At 39.4% G+C, this 14,507-nt stretch carries 13 protein-coding genes; 4 read left to right on the top strand and 9 right to left on the bottom strand.

All coding sequences use genetic code 11. The annotated features are described in order from the left end of the window. The first annotated feature begins 3 nt into the window (after positions 1-3). A complete protein-coding gene (locus tag AACZ73_RS10490) occupies positions 4-1,101 on the top strand; it encodes a sugar phosphate isomerase/epimerase (protein WP_339877633.1) in 1,098 nt (365 codons plus the stop codon). Positions 1,102-1,160: 59 nt separating this feature from the next. Then, positions 1,161-1,943: a 3-oxoacyl-ACP reductase family protein gene (locus AACZ73_RS10485; protein ID WP_339877632.1), complete on the top strand. Its 783-nt coding sequence runs from the start codon at positions 1,161-1,163 to the stop codon at positions 1,941-1,943. Positions 1,944-1,945: 2 nt separating this feature from the next. On the opposite strand, the gene AACZ73_RS10480 is transcribed toward AACZ73_RS10485, so the two are convergent. The 3 genes from AACZ73_RS10480 to AACZ73_RS10470 all read right to left on the bottom strand — a co-directional run bounded on the left by AACZ73_RS10480 (position 1,946) and on the right by AACZ73_RS10470 (position 3,764). Then, complete coding sequence (locus AACZ73_RS10480; protein WP_339877631.1) at positions 1,946-2,479, bottom strand: dihydrofolate reductase family protein; 534 nt, start codon at positions 2,477-2,479, stop codon at positions 1,946-1,948. Positions 2,480-2,542: 63 nt separating this feature from the next. After that, positions 2,543-3,208 carry a hypothetical protein gene (locus AACZ73_RS10475; protein WP_339877629.1) on the bottom strand — a complete coding sequence of 222 codons (666 nt, stop codon included), beginning with the start codon at positions 3,206-3,208 and terminating at the stop codon, positions 2,543-2,545. Positions 3,209-3,245: 37 nt separating this feature from the next. After that, on the bottom strand, positions 3,246-3,764 hold the full coding sequence (locus AACZ73_RS10470) for a DUF1648 domain-containing protein (RefSeq protein WP_339877628.1): 519 nt from the start codon (positions 3,762-3,764) through the stop codon (positions 3,246-3,248). Between the two features lie 555 nt (positions 3,765-4,319). Here AACZ73_RS10470 and katG point away from each other — a divergent pair. After that, complete coding sequence (gene katG / locus AACZ73_RS10465) at positions 4,320-6,584, top strand: catalase/peroxidase HPI (RefSeq protein ID WP_339877627.1); 2,265 nt, start codon at positions 4,320-4,322, stop codon at positions 6,582-6,584. A 157-nt stretch (positions 6,585-6,741) separates the two neighbouring features. On the opposite strand, the gene AACZ73_RS10460 is transcribed toward katG, so the two are convergent. The 5 genes from AACZ73_RS10460 to AACZ73_RS10440 form a co-directional block, all read right to left on the bottom strand. Beyond that, positions 6,742-7,731, bottom strand: coding sequence for a hypothetical protein (locus AACZ73_RS10460; protein WP_339877625.1), 990 nt, complete (start codon positions 7,729-7,731; stop codon positions 6,742-6,744). A 252-nt stretch (positions 7,732-7,983) separates the two neighbouring features. Further along, positions 7,984-8,607: a 2OG-Fe(II) oxygenase gene (locus AACZ73_RS10455; protein ID WP_339877623.1), complete on the bottom strand. Its 624-nt coding sequence runs from the start codon at positions 8,605-8,607 to the stop codon at positions 7,984-7,986. 177 nt (positions 8,608-8,784) lie between these two features. Beyond that, positions 8,785-9,570, bottom strand: coding sequence for a polysaccharide deacetylase family protein (locus AACZ73_RS10450; protein ID WP_339877622.1), 786 nt, complete (start codon positions 9,568-9,570; stop codon positions 8,785-8,787). A gap of 99 nt (positions 9,571-9,669) precedes the next feature. Beyond that, positions 9,670-11,001: a GntP family permease gene (locus AACZ73_RS10445; RefSeq protein WP_339877621.1), complete on the bottom strand. Its 1,332-nt coding sequence runs from the start codon at positions 10,999-11,001 to the stop codon at positions 9,670-9,672. 280 nt (positions 11,002-11,281) lie between these two features. Next, complete coding sequence (locus AACZ73_RS10440) at positions 11,282-11,758, bottom strand: acyl-CoA thioesterase (RefSeq protein WP_339877619.1); 477 nt, start codon at positions 11,756-11,758, stop codon at positions 11,282-11,284. A 181-nt stretch (positions 11,759-11,939) separates the two neighbouring features. On the opposite strand from AACZ73_RS10440, the gene AACZ73_RS10435 reads away from it, so the two are divergent. Beyond that, positions 11,940-13,736, top strand: a complete 1,797-nt coding sequence (locus AACZ73_RS10435; protein WP_339877618.1) for a right-handed parallel beta-helix repeat-containing protein — start codon at positions 11,940-11,942, stop codon at positions 13,734-13,736. 109 nt (positions 13,737-13,845) lie between these two features. Here AACZ73_RS10435 and AACZ73_RS10430 read toward each other — a convergent pair whose 3' ends face one another. Further along, on the bottom strand, positions 13,846-14,481 hold the full coding sequence (locus AACZ73_RS10430) for an MOSC domain-containing protein (RefSeq protein ID WP_339877616.1): 636 nt from the start codon (positions 14,479-14,481) through the stop codon (positions 13,846-13,848). Between the last annotated feature and the right edge of the window lie 26 nt (positions 14,482-14,507).

The following is a 14,507-nucleotide window of genomic DNA, read 5'->3' as shown; positions in this document are numbered from 1 at the left end:
CCCATGGTACGCTCACATCATAATGTCCCTGACTTTGATGCCGAAAGGAGAAAATTCATTAAAACGGCAAGTCTTGGCGCTTTTGCAATGACCTTTCCTTTTCCATCTATACCAGAAAATCTAAAAAGCATTCCAATGGGAGTGGTTGTTCATTCTTACGGCGCTAGATGGCAATCTCAGGTGAATAGTCAAAAATATCCGGGGTTTGCCAATGCGATAGATATGATGGAACACTGTAAGCAGATCGGAGCAGGAGGAGTACAAGTGTTAGTGAATGGCTGGGCAGAGGATTTTGCTAAACAAGTAAGGGATCGAAGAGAGAATCTAGACTTATATATTGAAGGAAGTATTGGTCTACCCAAGTCTGGAGATGAAGTGTCGAAGTTTGAAGCGGAGGTTTTAGCTGCCAAGGAAGCAGGAGCAAATGTTCTGCGTACGGCATGTCTGAGCGGCAGGAGGTATGTGAATTTTAAAACGGAAGAGGAGTTTAAAACCTTCAAAGAAAATGCATTGAGGTGCATTGAATTGGCTGAACCCATCGTGCGAAAGCATAAAATGAAGCTGGCTATAGAAAACCACAAGGACTGGCATGCAAAAGAATTGGAAGAAATAATTATTGGTCTAGGAAGCGAATGGGTAGGAGTGACCTTGGACTTTGGAAATAATGTGTCATTTCTGGAAGATCCGATGGAAGTCATCAAGACCTTGGCTCCTTATGCTTTTTCTACGCATGTGAAAGATATGGGAGTTAAAGATTACGAAGAAGGATTTTTGCTTTCTGAAGTACCCCTTGGCGAAGGAATTATTGATTTGAAAACTGGAGTGGAATGGTGTAAAAAATTCAATCCGGAAATTACATTTAGTCTTGAGATGATTACGCGAGATCCTTTGGAGATTCCTTATTTGACGGATAGCTATTGGGCTACTTTCAGTGATACCTCAGCTCAGTCCACAGCCAAAGTACTACGAAAAATCAAAGAGAATCCTTATTCTGGAGAGCTTCCACATACCACAGGCCTCAGTCCAGAAGAGAAACTTGCTTATGAGGAAGAGAACGTGGTGTCTTGTCTTAAATACAGTAGAAGTTCTCTAGGATTGTGATAGTATTTTTTAGAAGTGCGAAGATTTGTAAACAATTGTAAACTTATAACCCATTAATAATGTCTAGTAAATTACCTGGAATCAAACTTTTTGACCTTAGCGGAAAAGCAGCAATCATCACTGGCGGCTCTAAAGGACTAGGCTTAGCCATGGCAGAGGGACTTGCTTCGGCTGGCGCAAATGTGATGTTGGTCAGTAGAACGCTGAAAGAGGGAGAGGAATCAGCTCAGAGAATCACTGAACTCTATGGTGTGGAGGCTATTGCTTTTGAAGCAGATGTAGTGAATAAAGCCCAGACAGAAGCCATGGCAAAAGCCGCTTTCGAAGCTTTTGGCCGAATCGATATTTTAATTAACAGTGCAGGGATTAATATTCGCGGAGCAATTGATGAATTGCAACTGGAGGAATTCAGCAAGGTGATGGACATCAACGTGACCGGGACCTGGCTTTGTTGCAAGGCTGTTACTCCTTATATGAAGGAAGCTGGTAAAGGAAGAATAATCAATCTGGCGAGTACGTTGGGATTGGTAGGATTATCGAATAGAACTCCTTATGCGTCGAGCAAAGGTGCAGTAGTGCAGATGACAAGAGCACTCGGATTGGAATTCGCTCCATTCAATATTACGGTAAATGCCATCTGTCCAGGTCCTTTTTTAACAGAAATGAACTTACCAATTGCCGATACAGAAGAAGGGAAGAAGTTCGTCGTCGGAGCTACAGCACTTGGTAGATGGGGTAAGCTTGAAGAAATACAGGGAGCTGCGATTTACTTATCTTCAGATGCTGGAAGCTACATGGTTGGTTCTATGCTGACTGTGGATGGAGGCTGGACAGCGAGATAAAATTATCTCGCCCTAACGTAATGGTTTTGGACGACCTTATCTAAAAATCGGGTTGATTTGACGCATTCAAAGACTAGCTGATTGGGTAAATCTGCGAACATTGGAATACCAGATCCCAGCAATACTGGAATGGTGGTAATGATCATTTCGTCAATCAAATCTTCTTTCAAAAAACTCTGAATTGTTTTTCCTCCATCTATGTATAATTTTTGAAAGCCTTTGCCATGTATTTCGTTAAGCACTTTTGAGAGACTACCTTTGACTAGAAAAGCCTTTTCTTTGAATTTCTCAGGAATCTCTGTCAAAGAATTGCTCCAGACAAAAACAGGCTTTTTGTAAAACCATTCTCCCTCAAAACCAGCTACAACTTCAAAAGTGTTTCTACCCATTAGTAGCGCATCGATCCCGGCTATGAATTCATTGAATCCAGTGTCGATGTGGTCGATTTCCGGAAAAGTAGATAGCCAGTCTAATTCATCGTTTTTTCCTGCGATGAAACCGTCTAGGCTGGTGGCAATAAATACACTGTTTTTCATGCTTCTATCATTTGTTTTTCAAAGGCAAAAAAATGTTTCGATTAATTTTGGAAAAATCTCGCTCTATTTATTTTTGATGTTTTCAATACTTTTAAGTGCGTACTTTCTAAACCATTCAATTTCACAAGAATTAATATAATTCTCATAGGCTAAAATAGTATCATTTAAATCGGGACTAACTGATGCCAATTCCAATTCACCCATTTTTCTGGCCCAAAACTTATATCTCTTCTGCATCGATCGAATAGTCTCAACAGGATCTCCCAATTTCTCAGGAAAACCATATTCATCAATTATCGATTGGATCAGCGGGTGATACTTTTTATCTAAAAAAAATTCAGTTTTGGTGATGACATTACAGTAGTCGTTTAAAATATGAAGGTTGGAAATCGCATCGGCTAGATGGTGATTTTCGAAAGCTAATTCTGCCCATTTTTCAGCTTCTTCATAGTTTGAAAGAAGTATATTTCCTCTGATTAACAGATTTAGCGCAAGGAAATAGATAGAAGGATAGTCTTCAGGTTCCATACTCTTAACCACAATTTCAAAATGGTTGATAGCTTGCTGATAGAGTTCGGACGTCCAGTAAATATGGGCTATTTGATTTTGCTGTTTGATTTTCAGCACATCTTCATCATAGGAATAACGCACCTCTTCGATATAATCATTGACCAGTTTGATTTTAGTTTCATATTCAGACTCAGGAATGTCTCGGTAGAGTTTGAGCATTAACTCGGTTGGAAAAAAATCTATTTGTAGTTGTTCTCTATTCATTAACCTGAAATTTCTTACTGAGTCTAAATGAATTTGAAATAAAGTAGATCAAAGGAATGAAAAGCAACCCCAAATTTATGGGGAGAAACCAGACCCCTAATCCCTCGCTAATTCCTTGGGCAAGTTGTATTTTATTATAGACAATTGTGCCAAAGATGACAACCAATATCATTTTCAAATACCTCATCATTCCGGTTGAATTTAGATATTGAGCTGAAGCATTTGAAGTTGTGATGTCCGTTGGGTAATTGAATATCTCAGGAAATTTGTTTAGGAATGTGACTAACAAAAATGTTAATGTGGCAATAATAGGCAATACAAACAATTCAGGTTTACTTCCATAGGTATCTGGCACTCCAGCAGCATTGAAGTGTGTAGGGATAGAGTTTGGTAGGGTTGAATAGTTAACGATAACCAATCCCCAAATTGCCAGAATCGCCAACCATCCCAGTGATTCTAGAATTATTTCAGTGACTCCTAGCTGTAGTTTGATTTTTGGTCTATCTTCCATAAGTTGAAATTAGAAAAAGTTAATCGCCATTCGTGGTTATAAATTTAAGGCACCAAATTTCTTGGCCCATTATGAAACATCCAGAAGGCTAAAGAATAGCTCACGATGGATTCAGAATAGTTGACATATTTTCAGGAAGCATTTTGAGTTTGTTCACCTCAGCTACTTTCATATACTGTTTGAAGCCATCCAATTCAGATCGTATTACTGTCCCTTAGTAGATTTTATTTACTTCAAACCGGTTGATGATCAATAAATATAAAGAACTAAGAACTATAAAAGGCCTTGAGTTTAATAAGTTAACATTATCAAAATACTGTTTTTTGGGGAAATTTCAACCAATTATTTAAATTGAACTAAGGCTACATGCTCCTAAAGAGTAGCATGTTTGCAGAATATTTAATAATTTGAAAAAGCACTTTATTCAGGGAAGTGCAATGGCTTTATTCCTAATTCCGCAACAGTCATAGTTTTTATCAATTGAATTTTTTATTGAATAAACAAACCAATGGCTAAATTAGCTTTATTAAAAAATTAAATACAAACCCTAATAATATGGATAACAAAGAAAACGGACATAACTATACAGATCCTGTATGGGACGTCAATGACAGTGAAGCAAAATGCCCTTTTACCAGTGGAGCAATCCACAAAACTGCCGGAGGCGGAACCAAAAACCGGGACTGGTGGCCAAACATGCTGAATTTGAATATTCTGCGCCAAAACTCCTCTAAGTCCAATCCTATGGATCCAGAATTTAATTATGCTGAGGAATTTAAGAAATTGGATTTGGCAGCGGTAAAGAAGGATTTGGCTGATCTAATGACAGATTCCCAGGACTGGTGGCCAGCAGATTTTGGACATTATGGACCATTTTTTATCCGAATGGCTTGGCACAGTGCGGGAACTTATCGTATTGCAGATGGTAGAGGAGGAGCAGGATCAGGATCTCAGCGTTTTGCACCATTAAATAGCTGGCCTGACAATGCGAATTTGGACAAAGCCCGCTACTTACTTTGGCCGATTAAACAGAAATATGGTCGAAAGCTTTCCTGGGCGGATTTGTTGATTCTAGCCGGAAATGTTTCTTTGGAAACTATGGGATTGAAGACTTTTGGATTTGCTGGCGGTCGTGAAGATGTGTGGGAGCCGGAAGAGGATATTTACTGGGGTTCTGAGGGAGAATGGCTTGGGGATCAGGAAAGATATGCAGGAAGTGAAGAAGGAGAGAGAACCCTGGAAAACCCACTTGGAGCATCTCATATGGGTTTGATCTATGTGAATCCAGAAGGACCAAAAGGTCAACCAGATCCTATCGGAGCAGCACATGATATTCGCGAGACTTTTGGGCGAATGGCTATGAACGATGAAGAAACAGTCGCTTTGATTGCTGGAGGACACACATTTGGTAAGACTCATGGTGCTGCAGATCCAGGTGAATTCGTAGGGCACGAGCCTGAAGGAGCTGGTATTGAAGAGATGGGCTTAGGTTGGAAAAATAGCTTTGGCAAAGGCCATTCCGGAGATACCATCACTTCTGGAATTGAAGTTACCTGGACCACAACTCCTACTCAATGGAGCAATAATTTCTTCGAGAACCTTTTTGGATTTGAATGGGAATTAACCAAAAGCCCGGCAGGTGCACATCAGTGGAAGCCGAAAGGTGACGGTGGAGCAGGGACTGTTCCTGATGCACATGATCCCGTCAAGAGGCATGCCCCTAATATGTTGACTACAGACTTGGCATTGAAAGAAGATCCGGAATATGCAAAAATCTCCAGACGATTCTTTGAAAATCCTGATGAGTTTGCTGATGCGTTTTCCAGAGCTTGGTTTAAATTGACTCACAGGGATATGGGTCCGATCCAGAGATACTTAGGTCCTGAAGTTCCGGAAGAAGAGTTAATCTGGCAAGATCCAATTCCTGCAGTAAATCATAGTTTGGTAAATGATGCAGATGTAGCTTCTTTGAAAGAAAAGGTATTGGCATCAGGACTCTCCGTTTCTGAACTGGTTTCTACAGCTTGGGCTTCAGCCTCGACTTTCCGTGGATCAGATATGCGTGGAGGAGCAAATGGTGCAAGGATTAGACTCTCCCCACAGAAATATTGGGAAGCTAATAATCCTGCACAGCTAGGAAAAGTAATTGAAAAGCTGGAAACAATCCAAAAGGAATTCAATGGCGCTCAGTCCGATGGAAAGCAGATTTCTTTGGCGGATTTAATCGTGTTGGCAGGATGCGCTGGTGTGGAACAAGCAGCTAAAAATGCTGGTAAGGATATCACTGTTTCATTCACTCCGGGACGTGGAGATGCTTCTCAGGAACAAACTGACGTAGCCTCTTTTGCCGCCATGGAACCTAGAGCGGACGGCTTCCGGAATTACTTCCGACCAACACACAAAGCTTCTGCTGAAGAAATGCTAGTAGATCGTGCTCAGTTACTTAAACTTACGCCTCCGGAAATGACTGTTTTGATTGGTGGATTGAGAGTGATTGGGACGAATTATGATAATTCTAAGCATGGCATGTTTACTGAAACTCCAGGAGCTTTGACCAATGACTTCTTTATAAATGTTCTGGATATGGGGACTTCATGGAAAGCCGCTGATTCTGGACAGCATGCATTCTTAGGTACAGACCGAAAAACTGGTCAGATGAAATGGACAGGAACAAGAGCGGATTTGATCTTCGGATCCAATTCTGAGCTTCGAGCGTTGGCTGAAGTGTATGCTGCGTCTGATTCTTCAGACAAATTTTTAAAGGATTTTGTAGCTGCTTGGGATAAAGTAATGATGCTAGATCGCTACGATTTAGCTTAACATAAAGCTTTAATAAAAGTGAAAGGTGATCTGGAAACAGATCACCTTTTTTATTGCCATTTTTTTAGTAGCTATTTTACGACTCTGAATGAGAAACGTGCCGAAGTAATAAAAACTAAGTAAGATCAATGCACTTCAGTATTGAGATAGGATTTTGTTATGAAAATGCAGCTTTGGTGATTCTTTCTATGACTTTCTTCGGGGAGAGTTCTGATTCATAGTATCGCCTGGAATTGGCTTTTAACTCTGTGATCAGATCAGGATTTGCTATTAATTGTTGGATTTTATGTTTCATATCCTCTTGAGTTCCATCTGTAATTAGTAAATGTTTTCCGTCTAATAAATCTGCCGGTAATTTTCGTGATAGAGGGGTAGAAATAATAGCTTTACCAAAACACAAAAACTCCCCAAGTTTCCAACCATGGCAATCCAATACAGCAGGAGTATTAAACGTAATGCTGGATTTCTTCATGTTGGCGATATACTCTTCGATGCTGTATCGTTTGTTTACCGTTATATCCTCATACCCAGGTACATCATTGTCGGGTCTTGGTGCAAAGCCACCATCAAATAGAATTTCCTGATTTTCCTTGCAAGCTTTGATGAAATTGGCGCGAAAGTCATTCGTATTCTTTTCGTCTTTCCATATAGTTGATGTGAAAAACACATAATTGTCAAGGTTTTCATTGGGATAATATTCGTCAATGTTCATCCGGTTTACCTGGGCTTTATAATCATCAAAAAAGCGTCGCTTGTCCGGTATTCTATCCTTGGCTTTCCAATAGTTTAAAAAAGCCATGACTTTAGTTTTCAGAGGAGAGTAAAGTTTGATTCCAAAGGCTGGTCCGATTGGGATTATTTTTTCAGGGTAGCTATATTCTTTATTGCTAATATTTATTTTGGCATACGTATCACACCAAATCAAAGCATCATCCTGTGTGTTTTCTGAATCTGAAAAGTCAATGACAATCCTCCGAAGTTCATTATTCTTTGCTAGAACAAGAGCAAAAAAATCATTATTGTGATTAAACTTCCGGAAATATCGGTTATCGAATTTGATGTTTTTTCTTCCAAAATTCTCTTCCAAACCCTTAATATAATAAGAGGAATAAAGCATGTCGCAAGAAGGGTCAATGTATACTTTCATTACAAAAAGCGCTTGAAATTATTTATTTGAAATGTATCTCCTTGAGGGGTTATTAATTCTGAGATGAATGTTTAATTAGAGATTTTACAATCGCTTGCATCTATTAAGATTCAAAAATTATTTTTAAATCTTAATATTCCTAATTGTGATCTTGCAAAGGAAGGGGAGGGGAACAGAATAAAAACTGAAAGAGAACTTATTAAAATTTTCCTCAGTTGATTTTGACGTTAAATATTTTTCCTGGATCCAGTCTTAATCCTTAAGCCAAGCGGCGATGCTCCTTCTATCACGCGTAGAGGATGGATGTACTTCATGTTCCATTTCATCACTTTTGAAGAACACCATTCTGCCTCCGATAGGCGAAATATCCCGTTGAGGGGCGCCCTCAGGATATAATGAAAGCAAACCTCCATCAGCTTTTTGCCAATCCTGATTTAAAAATAAAACCAGCGAATACTTTCTTCCTTTTTCATTTTTGAATTGGTCTACATGTCTTTTATAGAAGCTGTTAGGCTCATAATTGGCATAATGACTGTCAAAACTTTTAATTGAAGTAAAGCAAGTTTTGTTTAAGTGTGCTATAAAATTTCCGACTTTCTTCAGATAGATCTGCTCAAATTGATTGAGACTTTTATCATCTATCCATTTGATTTTGTCCCCTCTGATCTGGGAATTTTGGATTAAGTTTTTCTGATTTCCGATGCCAGCTGCTTTAAGTACACCGGATTGGTCGGCATGCTTAATATTTTCCCGTAGGCCAGTGACTGTCGTAGCATTTACGAAATCATTGCTGCAGCCATACTTATTATCAATCAATCCTTGAATCATTTCTTCGAATTGATTTTGCTCATCTTTTTCTTCTTGGCCTTTGTCCATTTTGCTAGTTATAGCCTAGCTGTATAGATTTACAATTCGGATTTCATACAAGAAGATCATTCTTTAGCTCATTCTTTCATTTTCTTTTTAGGTGGATGAAAAGAAAAATTATATGCTGAAATTTGTTTCTTAGAGAACTGTATTAGGCTTGCTGAACGAACATGATGTTATACAAATTCAGTTGGATAATTTCTTACCGAAATCTGGGGAAATGGCTTTTTTAGCATTTTCTACATTTATATACTCTTCTAATTCTTTCAAGGAAATGACAGTGAAATCATTCTCTGAGAGATAAGTCAGGTATTCTTCTAAAAGCTCAGGAGGTGTATTGACCCAAGGGTGTTCTAGATCCGGTAAACCGTGTATAGTCAGGATTACAACTTTTCCATCCTTAGCCTCATCAAAAGAGGCGAGTATAGTTTTCTTATTGGTTTCTTCCGTGGCCCAACTTGGAATCAGATAAGGGTGATCCTTCATAGGATCATAGGACCTACTTCCACCCGCACGTGCGAAAACATATCCTTTCTTCTGTAAAAAATCCAAAGACTGAGGATTTAATCCATAGCCTGGGTAGGCAAAGTTTTTAGGCAGAGGAATGCCTAGAGAATCACATTTGGCTTCTATGTAATTGAGCTGATAATTGAATTCCGTTTGGGATAGTTTACTGACGTTAGCATGAGTATGCGTGTGATTTGCGATTTCGAAGCCCATTTTATGCAGCTCCGCAATCTGACGCCAATTCATATACAATGTACTATCAGAATAATTGGGTTGAAACTCACACACAAAAAATGTCGCACCAAATCCATATTTCTTCAACAAAGGTGCAGCTACCGAATACTGACTTGCGGGAGCATCATCAAATGTGAGAACCACCAACTTATCAGGAATTGGCTGTTTAAGTATTTGGGCCTGTATATGATGGGTAAATAGAATCAAGCAAAAAAGAAGAGTGATTTTCATACATCATTCTTTAAATATTAATCCTCTTATATAATTGTGCTGATACAAGCATTATGGTAGCTAACGCTAAAACTTAGCCGAGATCAATATTATCATTTATCATCCTACCACCAACGTAATCAAATAAATAACAGAGATCGCCGTCACAGACATAATCAGGGTACCAACACTGTGGGTTTGGTTTCCTTGCTTAATGGACAAACCTGAAAGCTGAGTCACTGCCCAGAAGAAACTGTCATTGGCATGGGAGATAGCCATAGCTCCAGCGCCTGTAGCTAAAACGGCAAACACCCGCATCGTTTCGGAATCCAATCCAAGTGACCCCAAAAGGGGAGCGATAATCGATGCAGTAGTAATCATTGCTACCGTGGACGAACCTTGAGCCGTCTTCAATGCAAAGGCAATCAAGAATGGAAGGAAAATCCCCCAACTAGCACCACTCATACTGGAGCTTACCAAATCACCTATTCCTGAGTTTTGCAACATTTTCCCGAAAACTCCCCCCGCGCCTGTGATTAAAATCACAGGTGCCGCGATCAAAATCGCTTCTCCAATCCAGCCAGAGGAGGAAAGTAATTTAGCATCGAATTTCTTGGGTAGAGCAAACGCCATAAAAGACCCTAATAGCAATGCGATCACTGGACTTCCTGCAAATTGGATGAAGGTATAAAAAGTCCCCTCACCAAAAGGGTATGTGGGATATTTAGCAATGGATGCAATAATAATCAGAAGTAGAGGAATAAGTATAGGCAAGAAGGAAGCAAAAGCGGAAGGTCTATTTTTAGCTTCTATTTCTTCTGTTTTCGCTGCCATTTTTGGCATCAAGGGGATTTTATAGGCAACTTTTTTAACGAAAATATAACTGGGTACCAACGTGGCTAAGCTGACGATAAGTCCATAGAAAATGATCATTCCTAGATCAGCTTCGTAGATTCCAGCTGTGGCTATAGGTCCTGGGGTAGGAGGTACAAGGGAGTGGGAAGCTGTCGCTCCCAACGCCAATGCAATAGTGGTGGCAGCATAAGGTACTTTGCCTTTCAGAGAAAGCGACTTGCTGATGGGATTCATCATGATAAACGTACTATCTCCAAAAACAGGAATGGAGAGAATGTATCCTGAAATCATCATGGCTAGTGTGACGGATTTCTCTCCTATCCAAGACAGAATTTTCTCTGCAATTACGATTGCTCCCCCGGTTTTTTCCAAAAATGTCCCCATCATCACACCTAGCAAAATCAGTAAACCAATACTTCCCAAGACTCCCCCAAATCCTTCTGATATTGATTTAAGTATCAGTTCGCCGGACATTCCTGAAAGTAAGCCATATAGAATGGCTCCGCAGAAAAGCGCGAGAAAAGGATGAATGTCAAATTTGACAATGGCAAGAAGAATCACTGCCAAGGCAAAAAGGATAATCAGAAGTGTTAGCATTTTGGGTTAAGTTGGGTTTGAAAAAAAAGCAAACAATTATAAATTCTATTGCCTTCAAGCTAAAAATTAGGGAAAAAAAAGGAATATAAAACCCTGATTCAGTATTAGCTTATGATTTGTTTGTTGAGCGGCTTTTCCTCGGGTGAATATTGGGTGTTTAAGCTTATTTAAAAATCTTTTACCAAACCAAACCTGATTTTTATCTCAGGCAAATCGCGGGCAAGTACAAACGATATCACCCTGTCTTTTGGAGTAACTTCATCCTGAACTGCAGCCTCTTTTATTCATTAAAAAATGGCTTCATCTCGTTATGAATATCTTCTCTCAGAGATTTCAATCTTACTGCATATTCCTCCAATTTTTTCTCCTGATCAGTCTTTGGAATCCAAGGCTTTACTTTCTGCGGTTCCCCATTTTCATCCACCGAAACGAAGATTATGATACAATGCGTTTTTTTCTCAAATTCCTGATGCGAGAAATCTCTGGAATAGACTTCCACCATGATATGAATGCTCGAGCTACCCGTATGAATTACTGTGGAATCGACCTTAATCACCTCACCTATATTAATTGGCTTGTAGAATCGAATACCACCCACATATACCGTGACACAGTAAGTTTCAGCCCAGGTTCTCGCACAGGTATACGCGGCCTGATCTATCCATTTCATTACTACTCCGCCATGTACTTTTCCTCCGAAATTGATGTCTGAAGGCTCGGAGATAAACTGAAATGAGGTTTTATGTGAAGTTTCCATTGATGCGATGTCTGTTTAAAGTCTGCTAAGCTAAGGGATATTTTGTGGTTTTCAGGGTTTTGGGTAAGACTTAAGGTCTTATCTACTCAGCTACTTTACACGAAAATATTATATTTGCTCATACTACTCTTTTGCAAATACTACTCTTCCAAATTTATCCTTACTTTCTTAACTTAATTACATGGCTGTCTATTACATATCACCAAATGGGGATGACTCCAGAAGTGGGAATTCTCAGGATACTGCATGGAAAACTTGTGAAAAGGTTAATTGCTCCAAATTTTTTCCCGGAGACAGAATTAGGTTTGAGCGTGGCGGAAAGTGGAATGAAACGTTAATACCCACTAGCTCTGGAACAGCAGAAAATCCTATAGTAATTGAACCCTATGGTGAAGGGGCACCTCCCATCTTAACTGGGGAAATAGAAATTACTGAATGGGTTAATGAAGGCAATAATATTTATTCAAAGACCAATCCTGATTTTAAAAACCTAGAGTTGCTCACGATCGATGGGAACACACGGGAGAAAGGCAGATTTCCTAAAAAAACTTACCTGACCACAACTTCGGCATCTGGAAATGCTTCCGTAACTACTAAGTCTGCCGAGTTTCCTTCCTCACTTGATTTCAAAGGGGGAGAAATAGTGGTTACTAAAAACTCCTGGATACAGGATAAAGGTAAGATTACCGGGCATTCCAACGGAACACTGACTTATGCAGGGACAAGTAAATATCCTGCAAGTGAAGGCTGGGGATTTTTTGTTCAGAATCACGCGAGTTGTCTCACCGAATTCGGTGACTGGTGGTTTGACAGTTCAGCAAAGAAGTTATTCATGCACTTTGGCGAAGAGTATCCATCAGCACATGTGATCAAAGTAGCTAATAGTGTTTCCGTAGTTGATGTAAAAAGAGTAAACCATTTAAGGTTTGAAAATATCGATATAATCTATGGTCACAAGCAATGTGTGGCACTGACCAATGCGAAGGATAATACGTTCAAATGCTGCAATATCCGCTATGCGGGAGCTCATGGATTTCAACATTATGATTTGGGTGGTTTCTCTGACGGCACTACCATTGAAGGATGCACAATTCAAGACACGTTTAACAATGCCATAAAAGCAAATAACAACTTCAGCATTACTATAAAGAATTGCGCAATCAGTAGAAATTACATTCACCCTGGTACCGCCGGAAATGGGGATGGAAATGGGAGTACAATCGCTTTAGGTATAGATAACTACAGGGGAGGAAAATATATTGTTGAAGACAATCTTATTGAAGATTCGGGATACGATGCTATCCACTTCTCGATGAGTGATGTCTCTGTGAAACGCAATAAAATATACAGTTCTTGCCTCACTAAAGAAGATGGTGGCGCCATTTATTGTTTTGGTAAGGGAGGCGGGGAAAAGTATGTGAACAGACAGATTTGCGAAAACACAATTGTAAATACCTTGGCATTGACAGTTCCAAATGGGTGGAAAGCGCAGGAAGTATACGCTATCTATCTGGATGAAGACTGCCAGAATGTGATTGTTGAAAACAATACGGTGATTAATGCAGTGAACGGCATCTACCTACATGCTGCTAAGAATAATCAGATTCGCTTCAATAAAGTGTATAACACAACCTATTCTGGATTATATGTGAAAGCTAATAACGAAACAGAAGCTTCTACCGGAAATACTATTACGGATAATGAATTTCACTTTTTTTCAGGATGCGGGGTTCGATTGGTTAGCAAAAATAACTTAACCAACATTGGGACTATTAATAGAAATAGATATGTCAAGCCCACTGGAGGCGATCTTTTTGATGTTAATTATGGAGGGGATAAATATTCTTCAATTGCTTCATGGACGAAAGCCTATGGGTATGATGCTAACTCATCTACCGACCCTACCACCAAAATTCCAATTCCTGATCCAGATCCTATCAAATCCAAATCTGCGGAATCGGATGAAGACTGTTTCTGAACAAACTCACAGAGCAAAGCATTTTCCGCAATTTCTCAACTTGACATGGAAGATTTCTTAGGTGCACATTAGCGGCTTTTACCCTGAATGAAACTTTTTTCACTTGACTTTATTTGATGTAAGAGCTCAACCAAAATCGTTTTTTGGGAGGGATGGCTTTGCTGCTTGCAGCGATTTTAAGGAGTTCCTGATCTTTTTCTTTTGCAAAAACCAGTTGAAATAAATCAGCAACAGAGAGAGTTGATTCAGGTCGATCGACAAGAATGAATTCATCATTTACATGCACATGACCTTCCTCCAAAATACTAAGGTAGCTTCCTCCATATCCATGCTCGATAAATTGCTTGATGACCTGTTGAGTCCCAAACTTATATCCGAATTTATAACAGGGTTCACGGTATTGGGATATCTGAACCAATGTTTCTCCGACTTTATAAATATCACCTAGATACACTTCATGTTCATCGAAACCGGAAACTGTCAGATTCTCACCAAACATTCCCCAAGACCATTCCAAATCTGGATACAATGCTTTCCAATACGGATATTGCTCAGCCGAAAAGATGTAGCAAGCTTTATAATACCCACCATGGTTAAGTCTATTTGAGACCTCATCATTTATAACATCGTTTTTAGTCAAATAGATAGGCTTGCCTGTAGGCTTTTTAAAAATACCTGTTGTTTCTTCCTTTCCATTCCAGATGAAGGTAGTCGGCTTTCCAATATTGGTGGAGATAATTTTCATATTAAAAAAGTGCTTGATTGATGTTT

The sequence above is a fragment of the uncultured Algoriphagus sp. genome, assembly GCF_963974835.1.
GTDB lineage: Bacteria > Bacteroidota > Bacteroidia > Cytophagales > Cyclobacteriaceae > Algoriphagus.
The sequence above is the reverse complement of the archived record's forward strand: the minus strand, read 5'-3'. Positions and strand labels throughout refer to the sequence as shown.